The organism is Streptomyces sp. NPDC030165 (assembly GCF_055573595.1).
Window position 1 is genome coordinate 1 of record NZ_JBVIBD010000060.1, and the last position, 7,903, is coordinate 7,903.

Annotated in this window: 11 protein-coding genes and 1 pseudogene; 11 read left to right on the forward strand and 1 reads right to left on the reverse strand. The window is 71.5% G+C overall.

The window, feature by feature from the left end; genetic code table 11:
- The 11 genes and pseudogenes from ACZ4Z1_RS42060 to ACZ4Z1_RS42110 form a co-directional block, all read left to right on the forward strand.
- Window positions 1–1,440 (forward strand): annotated as a pseudogene (locus ACZ4Z1_RS42060) (hypothetical protein); the annotation flags it as partial.
- 3 nt (window positions 1,441–1,443) lie between these two features.
- Window positions 1,444–2,535, forward strand: a complete 1,092-nt coding sequence (locus ACZ4Z1_RS42065; protein WP_468492002.1) for a DUF5047 domain-containing protein — start codon at window positions 1,444–1,446, stop codon at window positions 2,533–2,535.
- Window positions 2,532–3,137, forward strand: coding sequence for a hypothetical protein (locus ACZ4Z1_RS42070; RefSeq protein ID WP_468492003.1), 606 nt, complete (start codon window positions 2,532–2,534; stop codon window positions 3,135–3,137). Before ACZ4Z1_RS42065 ends, ACZ4Z1_RS42070 begins: the two co-directional genes overlap by 4 nt.
- A gap of 9 nt (window positions 3,138–3,146) precedes the next feature.
- The gene (locus ACZ4Z1_RS42075; protein ID WP_468492004.1) at window positions 3,147–3,428 is read left to right on the forward strand and encodes a hypothetical protein; all 282 of its coding nucleotides are present in this window, start codon (window positions 3,147–3,149) and stop codon (window positions 3,426–3,428) included.
- Window positions 3,428–4,060 carry a hypothetical protein gene (locus tag ACZ4Z1_RS42080; RefSeq protein ID WP_468492005.1) on the forward strand — a complete coding sequence of 211 codons (633 nt, stop codon included), beginning with the start codon at window positions 3,428–3,430 and terminating at the stop codon, window positions 4,058–4,060. The genes ACZ4Z1_RS42075 and ACZ4Z1_RS42080 overlap by 1 nt, the downstream gene beginning before the upstream one ends.
- 83 nt (window positions 4,061–4,143) lie before the next feature.
- Window positions 4,144–4,977, forward strand: a complete 834-nt coding sequence (locus ACZ4Z1_RS42085; RefSeq protein WP_468492006.1) for an N-acetylmuramoyl-L-alanine amidase — start codon at window positions 4,144–4,146, stop codon at window positions 4,975–4,977.
- A gap of 11 nt (window positions 4,978–4,988) precedes the next feature.
- Window positions 4,989–5,249: a hypothetical protein gene (locus ACZ4Z1_RS42090; protein ID WP_468492007.1), complete on the forward strand. Its 261-nt coding sequence runs from the start codon at window positions 4,989–4,991 to the stop codon at window positions 5,247–5,249.
- Window positions 5,250–5,261: 12 nt separating this feature from the next.
- Window positions 5,262–5,612, forward strand: a complete 351-nt coding sequence (locus ACZ4Z1_RS42095; RefSeq protein WP_468492008.1) for a hypothetical protein — start codon at window positions 5,262–5,264, stop codon at window positions 5,610–5,612.
- Window positions 5,609–6,259 (forward strand): collagen-like protein, encoded by a 651-nt coding sequence (locus tag ACZ4Z1_RS42100; RefSeq protein ID WP_468492009.1) that lies wholly within the window; start codon window positions 5,609–5,611, stop codon window positions 6,257–6,259. The genes ACZ4Z1_RS42095 and ACZ4Z1_RS42100 overlap by 4 nt, the downstream gene beginning before the upstream one ends.
- 1 nt (window position 6,260) lies before the next feature.
- Window positions 6,261–6,569 (forward strand): hypothetical protein, encoded by a 309-nt coding sequence (locus ACZ4Z1_RS42105; RefSeq protein WP_468492010.1) that lies wholly within the window; start codon window positions 6,261–6,263, stop codon window positions 6,567–6,569.
- A 124-nt stretch (window positions 6,570–6,693) separates the two neighbouring features.
- Window positions 6,694–7,317 carry a hypothetical protein gene (locus tag ACZ4Z1_RS42110; RefSeq protein ID WP_468492011.1) on the forward strand — a complete coding sequence of 208 codons (624 nt, stop codon included), beginning with the start codon at window positions 6,694–6,696 and terminating at the stop codon, window positions 7,315–7,317.
- A 1-nt stretch (window position 7,318) separates the two neighbouring features.
- Here the strand turns inward: ACZ4Z1_RS42110 and ACZ4Z1_RS42115 are convergent, their stop codons facing one another.
- Window positions 7,319–7,543 carry a hypothetical protein gene (locus ACZ4Z1_RS42115; protein ID WP_468492012.1) on the reverse strand — a complete coding sequence of 75 codons (225 nt, stop codon included), beginning with the start codon at window positions 7,541–7,543 and terminating at the stop codon, window positions 7,319–7,321.
- Window positions 7,544–7,903: the final 360 nt, after the last annotated feature.

Sequence of the window (7,903 nt, forward strand, 5' to 3'; positions counted from 1 at the left end):
CTGGCCGCGCCCGGAACCGGCTGGTACCGGCAGCGGGCCTCCGCCGTCGCCCCGGCGACCGCTGCTACGTGCGCGGTCGCCGCGGGCATCGACAGCGCGTCCGCCGGGCAGGTACTGCGTCTGGAGCAGGCGTCCGTCATCGTCGCGCCGACGGTCCGCGCGGGCACGGTCATCCCCTACGCGGCCACCTCGTTCGAGCAGGACGCGGGCGGCTGGACGGTCACGTCCGGCGTCGCCACGGCCGTCCGGTCGACGCCGTGGGGTGCCTACGGCTTCGACGGCTCCTACGCCCTGACCGTCACCAGCGCGACGGCGACCGCCTCGACCCTGCGATCACCGCTCGTCCCGCTCACGCCGGGCGTCGGCCTGAACTGGCGATCCGAGCTGTACAGCCAGGTCACGGCGGGCGGCTGGACGGCGTCCCGCGGCATCCGCTGGTACGACGCCGGAGGCGTCAGCCTCGGCCTGACCGCGGACCCCGCGGGTGCGCTGCCGACACCCGGCTGGTGGATCCTGACCAATGATCTGGTCGCGCCGACGGGGGCGACGCAGGCGGCGATCGAGTGGACGCTCACCGCCACCAGCGCCGGCAGCGTGCTCCGGCTGGACGTGGTGTCGCTGTGGCCGGCACTGCCGCTGCAGCACGTGGACGTCGACGACACCGCCGCGGCCATCACGCTCACCCTGCGCGAGCTGCCGATCGGCTACCTGATCACCGTGTACCGGACCGGGCAGGACGGCAGCCAGACCCTCGTGCGCGGCCCGGCCGGGCTCCTCGACAAGACGGTCATCGCCTCAGACCTGATGGTGATCGAGGACTACGAGGCGCCGCTCGGCGTGCCCGTCGCCTACCGGATCGAAATCGTCCCGGCGGCTGGTGGCAGCATCCAGATCCGCACCACCGAGACCGTCACCATCGACCCTGGCGACCCGCAGGAAGCCTGGCTGAAGGACCCCGGCCAGCCGCAGCGGAACTGCAAGGTCATGGTGGAGCGGGCGCCCGACTGGTCACGTCCGATCGAGCAGGCCACCTACCGGGTCAAGAGCCGCCGCAACGCGGTGGTCCTCTCGAGCCTGCGCGGCGGGCTGGAGGGCGACCTTTCCATCTGGACGCGCACCGACGACGAGCGGGCCCGGCTCCACTGGCTGTTGGACTCCGGCAACACCTTGCTCTGGCAGGCCGTGCCGGGCATGGGTGTGGCGGACATGTACGTCACCGTCGGCGAGGTCACCGAAGGCAGGATCGGCGGACCGGCGCAGGAGCCGTGGCGCACCTGGAAGCTGCCGCTGACCGAGGCGGACATGCCGGTCTCGGTGGGCGTCGGCGGCACAGCGGGCCGCACGTGGCAGGATTTTCTGTCCGAGTTCACGACCTGGGCTGACGTCTTGGCCGCCTACGAGACCGGCGAGGACCTGCTGTTCGACCGGCGCAGGGGGTGAAGCTTGTACCCGGTCAGCTCGCGGTTCCTGGCCGCCCTCACCGAGTCCCACACGCCCGCCGTCGAGGTCGTCCTCTTCCGGGCGGACGGCCGCGTCGAAACGCTGGAGATCACCGGCGGCAGCGTGACGGTGGACCGTGGGCAGGCGGTACGCCGCACCTGCACGGTCACCATCGCCGACACCTCCCTGATCCCGCGCACCCCGGGCGACAAGCTCAGCGTGTATGGCGCCAAGCTGCGTATCAGCCGCGGCATCCAGTACGGCGGCGGGATCCAGGAGTTGGTGCCGCTCGGCGTCTTCCGGCTCGACTCCGTCGAGGGCGGCATCGACGAGGGACCGGTCACGCTCGCGGGCAAGGGCCTCGAAGCGGTGGTGCAGGACGACAAGTTCACCGCGCCGTACCGCGCCTCAGGAACGGCGGTCGGCGCCGTCACCGCGCTCATCCAGCGCTCCATCCCGGACGCCGCCGTGGTGAACCGCGCGACGGACGCGGCCATCGGCCCGCGCACCTGGGACGTCGAGGGCGACCCGTGGGCCGCGGTACAGGAGTGCGCTGCGGCGATCGGCGCCGAGGTGTACTGCGACGCCGACGGAATTTTCATCGTCGCCGAGCTGCCCGACCTGCTCACCACCACCCCCGCATGGACGGTGGCGGCGGGGGAGGGCGGCGCCTACATCAAGGCCGACCGCGGCATGAGCGCCGACAAGGTCTACAACGGAGTGCTCGCGCGCGGCGAGAACACCGAGAGCAACACGGCCCCGGTGGCGGCGCTCGTCGTCGATGACGATTCGACCAGCCCTACCTTCTGGGGCGGTCCGTTCGGTCACAGGCCGACCTTCTACACCAGCGCCACCCTGACCAGCACCGTCGCGGCCGAGGGCGCCGCCCGGCTCAAACTGCGGGCGGCCAAGTCCCCGAACTCCAGCGGCGATCTGAGCAGCCTGCCGAACCCCGCCCTCGAACCCGGCGACGTGCTGCGCGTCGTCTACCCGGACGGCACCCGCGAGCTGCACCAGATCCAGAGCCTCAGCATCCCGCTCGACGTGGGCGGCGACTTCCCGATCACCACAATCGCCGCGAAGGAGGACGCGTGAGCAGCAGCGACATCGCGGTCCACGCCGACCTCGCCGACGCCCTCCAGCAGCAAGCCGTCCAAGCGGGTGCCACGAGCCCGGCGGTGCGGGGCGCGGACTGGCGGCTCGCCGTGGTGGCCGCCGTCGGCACGGACGGCACCGTCACCACGACGGACGGCATCATCGCCCGCCGCATGGCCACTTACCTCACCCCGGCCGCCGGCGACACGGTCGTCGTCAGCATCTCCAGCAGCGGCAACTGGCTCGCGCACGGACGCACAGCGCCCGCGACCACGGCCGGGACCTGGCAGCCCCTCCCCCTCGCCGGCGGCTGGACCGTCTACGGAACCCCCTACTGGACGCCGAGCTACCGCATCAACTGCGACGGGACCGTCAGCCTCTCCGGGCTGGCGAAAGCCCCGACCAGCGCGACGCAGCCACAGACCTTCTGCACCTTGCCCGCTGCCATCGTGCCCGCCAACAAGAGCCGCTTCCCGACCGAGGTTGCGAACGCGGTCCACGGCGTCCTCGACGTCAACGCCACCGGAACCCTGCAGGTGCAGGACTACTCCGGGTCGGCCACGTGGGCCGCTCTCGACGGCGTGCAGTACCGACTCATCTAGGAGACCCCCGTGCCGCATCCCACCGACGGGTACGTCCCGGAGACGCTCACTCACTGGGTACGCGTCATCGACCTGCAGACCGACAGCCCGCTCTTCTCCTACACCTCCCAGCTCTGGCTCGACGGCCGCGGCCAGGGCCTCACCACCGAGCTTCTCGACCGGATCACGCAGACCGTGGCCGACTACGCTGCCGAGCAGCTTGCCGGCGTCGGAGGCACGCACGAGACGCGCGCCACCCTCTCCTACACCGGCGGCCACAGCGTGACGCTCCTCCCGGCGCCGGGGGCCTGATGCCCACCACCGACGCCTACGGGCAGGGCGTACAGATCGCGTCCCTCACCGACGCTCCGAACATGGAGACGCTGGCCAGCAACCTCGCGGGCGGCCTGGTGCCGAGGTCCGTGATGCGCTTCGCTTCCGCGTCCGCCCGCAACGCCACCGTCACCAGCCCGGTCGCGGGCATGGTCGCGTTCCTGACCGCCGAGAAGCTGTTCACCGGCTACGACGGGACCGCGTGGGTCGTGCTCGCCGCGGGCACCTCGGCCTGGACGACTATTCCGCTGGCCAGCGGGTTCTCCCACAACGGCAACTCGAACGGCAGCGCCCAGTACCGCGTGGTCAACTTGTTCGGGGAGCTGACGGTGATGCTGCAGGGCGGCATCGACATCACCTACTCCGGCAGCCCGGCCACGATCAGCAACGGCGGCGTCATCACCAGCAGCCCGCTCCCGTCCGCGGCCCGGCCCGGGTCGCTGCGCACCGTGCCCGCCGCCTGCTCCGCAGTCACCAGCGACTCACTTAGCCTCAAGCTCGACGCGCAGCCGGATGGCCACCTCAAAATCATCGGGACCACGGCCAGCAACGCCACCGAGCGCATCACTCCGCCGTGGATCTCACTGAACGGGCTGTACTACAGCCTCTGACCTGTGCAATTCCCGGCGCCGCGAAAATCTTCCCGCACTTCACGCCCCGCCGAGCCGGGGCCTTTCGCATGTCTGGAGGCCCCATGGCCGCACCCCTGTCCGCCGCCGCGTTCCTCGCGGCCCTGAGAGCCGAGGGCGTCCGCGTCGTCGAGGTCGGCAACTGGCGCACTCACAACCGCAACCACAAGGGCGCGTGGGGCCCGCTGAACGGCGTGGTCATCCACCACACGGTGACATCCGGCACCGCATCGACCGTGCAGCTGTGCCGCGACGGCTACAGCAGCCTGCCGGGCCCGCTGTGCCACGGCGTCATCGCTAAGGACGGCGTCGTACACCTCGTCGGATACGGCCGCGCGAACCACGCCGGCGGCGGCGACCCCAAGGTGCTGCAGCAGGTCATCGACGAGTCCTACGGCACCGCGCCGTCCCGCCCGACGAAGGGCAACACGAACGGCACCGACGGCAACGCGCGCTTGTACGGCTTCGAGTGCATCAACCGCGGCGACGGCAAGGACCCTTGGCCCGCCGCTCAACTGGACGCCATCGAGCGCGTCTCGGCCGCGATCTGCCGCGCGCACGGCTGGTCCGCCAAGTCTGTGATCGGACACCTGGAATGGTCCGCCGACAAGGTCGACCCGCGCGGCTTCACCATGCCCGACATGCGCACCCGCATCGCCAAACGGCTCGCATCCAAGCCCGGCGCACCCACCACACCCGAGGAGAACGACGTGGCACTCACCGACGAGGACATTCGGCGCATCTGGGCGCACGAACTGATCAACCCGGTCATCAAGGAGGGCGACAACACCAGGCAGGCCGGCACCTACGTGCGGTACGCCGACCACCGGCAGGTGACCCTCCTCGACCGGCTCGACCGCATCGAAGCCCTCCTGAAGAAGCTCACCGACGCGTCCTGAAAGGGCCCGCCATGACCGAACCGATCTCCCTCCCGTCCGCCGAGACCGTCTTCAAGACCGGCAAGACCTTCGCCCGTGACTTGCTGGAGCGGGTGCTGAGTACGTTCCTCCAGTCGTTCGTCGGCGGCATCGTCGTGACGACTCCTCTGGACGCCTCGATGTGGTACGCCGCGGCTGCGGGCGGAGTCGGCGCCGTCCTCGCTTTCGGCAAGGGCCTGCTCGCCAGGCTCTCCGACGTGAAGAACTCCGCGTCGCTGGCCAAGGGCGTCTGACCGGAGGCTGCCGTGCCCGAAGAGCTGTCCGTGGGCGAACTCGGGCGGGCCGTTTCCGCCCTGCGCCAGGAGATCCAGGCAATGGCGCAGGGCATCAACTCGCGCCTGGACAAGGTCGTCTCCACCGAGGTCTACAGCCTGCAGTCCGCCTACACCGACCAGCGCATCACCGCCCTGAGCCAGGACCTGCAGAAGTCGGAGGACGCGCGGGAGACGCTGGAGCGGGCCTTCGAGCAGTACCAGCTGGCCGAGCGCGACCGGCGGGAACGCGAACGCCAGGCCCGCCTCTACCAGATGATCGTGCCCGTGCTGATGGGCCTGATGGCAGCGGCGATCTCGGTGTGGGCGGTGATCGCGAAATGAGCGTCCCGAAGACCGTCAGGCTGCCGCGCGCCGAGTGGCTTGCCGTGGTCACTGCCCTGCTGTTCTTCGGCGGCATGGCCTGGCTCGCCGTACAGGTCGTCGCACTTCACGGCGAGCTGCAGACCGCGAACGGGGCGCGCGACGCGCTCGCGCGGCAGGTCCAGGGGCTCGGCGTGAAGCCGGTAGCCGGCCCGCCCGGATCGCGTGGCACTGCCGGTCTCGTCGGCCCCCGCGGGCCCCAGGGGGAGCCAGGATCACCCGGACCCACCGGACCGCCGGGAGCTGCAGGAAAGAACGGCGCCGACGGCAGCGACGGTACGGACGGAGACAGCGCCACCGGAGCACCGGGCCAGCCCGGCGCCGCAGGCAGCCCCGGAGCGGACGGAACAGACGGTGCCGTCGGCCCGGCCGGGCCCGCTGGACCTCCGGGCGAGCCCGGACCGGCCGGACCACAAGGCGAGCAAGGGGAAAAGGGCGAGCCCGGCGAGCGGGGCCCCGCGGGCCCGGCCTGCCCGGACGGCTACAGCCTCCAGCCACCCGCCGACGACCCCGACGCCCTCGTCTGCCGCCGCGCCGGGGCCCCGCAGCCGACCTCTCCCGCCCCCACGCAGAGCGCGGCACTGGACCCGCAGAGGAAGAGGTGGTGACATGCCCGATCAGCCTGCGCCACGGCCCGCCGAGCCGCGCGTCGACGAGACCGCGGGGGACCTCGGCTCGCTGGTGGATCTCGGGCTCGCCGAGCCGCCGCCGACCCCCGCGCCGCCCGAGCGCCCGCGCCCGCCTCAGCAAGACCCGCCGCCCGCAGAGAACGTGGTCGCGATCGAGGCTGCCCTGGCGGAGGCCGGAGTCGAGAAGACGGCGACCGACCAGCAGGCCGTCACCGCCCTGGCCCGCCTGGACACGGGCACCGTCGACACCGTCGCCCGGTGGATCAAGCACAAGAAGGACCCGAAGTGACACGCCCCGCCCCTGCTCCGGCAGGCGGCGGGGCGCTTCGTCGTGTCACAAGTGCGTCCGGCGCCGTACCCCTCGCACGCTCCCGTCGGTACGGTGCCGACACGTCCCAGACATCGGGGGAACCATGCGCATCAAGCACGTCGTTGCCGTCCTGACCCTGGCCATGCTGCCCCTCAGCGCCTGCGGCAGCAACGGAACCGCCGGCGAGAAGGTGGCCAGCAGCCCGCCTGCGGTCAGTGGCCCGCCAGAGCCCCCGGAGGTCAAGGCGCTGGCCTTGGGGAAGACTGCGCACACCGCAGGCGCCTCCAATCCCGTCGAGGGCGCTGGCGGCGGCGTCCTCGACCTCACCCCCACCAGCGTCGTGTACGTACCGACCGGCACCGGCCAGACACCCGTCAACGGCACCTACGCCGTCGTGGCATACAAGGCGAAGAGCGCCACCGCGGTCGCCGCAGCCGAGACCGTTCCGGATGAGAACGGTGGCTGGCAGTGGATCGCCCCCGACGGGCAGGCTGTATCCACCATGGACGGTGACGCCACCAGCGTCACCCCGGACGGTTTCCTCGGCTCAGGTGCGGTGGCGCTCGGCAGCTACCAGTGGCGCAGCAAGGCGTTCGACCTGACCAAGGCGCAGCACGGCGGACAGCTCGTCTACACCGACGGCGAAGGCAAGACGTACCGGTGGAAGATGCCCGCGAAGGACAGCGGGCCCGAGGCAGCCAAGCTGAAGAAGGCGCTGACCGGGTAGGTCACGCGCTGCTGAGGCTCGGCCCGCCGTAGTCATGCGGCCGACCGCCGCGCCACTCCACCCACGCCGGGTCGTCAAGCAGCGGCTCGGAGTCGGGCAACCCAGCCCGCCGCAGGAACTCCACGACGTCCATGTCCGAGTGCGCGAGGCCGAGAATGTGCCCGTCGACGCGCACCCGCCGCCCGCCCGTCGGGCTCGGCTCCTGGATCACTATCCGCGCGGCCATGGACCCAGCCTGCGGGAGTCCATGACGGGCCGCATCTGCACGCAGCCCGCGAGGGTGCCACCGCTCTGCCACACTCAGGCCAGGCCCCGCCGCGATCCCCCGCGCGGCGGGGCCGCCCCCGTTGTCAGTGCCCGCCCGTACTCTCGAAGCACCACATTCACTGTGTGCACTCAAGCTGGGAGTGCTGCTCGAACCGCCCCGCCGGAACAGCGCCCGCGCGGGGCGGACGGCTGTCGGAGCTACTCGCCGTCGGGTTCCGGATGCCGCACGCGCCGCTTCAGCTCCCGCTCGACGTCATACCGGCTCTGCCCGGTCGCCTCGGCGTGCGCGGTGATGGCGGCCTGGACGGCCTCGGCGGTG